This window comes from Pseudomonas persica, assembly GCF_900291015.1.
In the GTDB taxonomy this organism is placed as follows: domain Bacteria; phylum Pseudomonadota; class Gammaproteobacteria; order Pseudomonadales; family Pseudomonadaceae; genus Aquipseudomonas.
On record NZ_OLKL01000249.1, the window covers coordinates 1 to 253 of the forward strand.

Below are 253 nucleotides of genomic sequence, written 5' to 3' on the forward strand. Positions count from 1 at the left end.
GGATCTCGGCCATGATCACACATTGCCGGGGCCGCCTTGCGGCCCATCGCGACACAAGGCCGCTCCTACAAAAAGCGAGATATCTGGCTTAGCTTAGCCGCTCAGCCCAGGAACAGCTTGTAAGCCGGGTTGTCGGTTTCGTCCCAGTACGGGTAGCCGATCTTCGCCAGCGCCGCCGGCACCATGTGGCGCTCGTCCTCCGGCACCTGCAACCCCGCCACCACGCGCCCGTCAGCGGCGCCATGGTTGCGGT

At 65.2% G+C, this 253-nt stretch carries 1 pseudogene; it reads right to left on the reverse strand.

The window, feature by feature from the left end:
- Nucleotides 1-101: 101 nt before the first annotated feature.
- Nucleotides 102-253, reverse strand: a pseudogene (locus FQ664_RS26455) (threonine dehydratase); the annotation flags it as partial.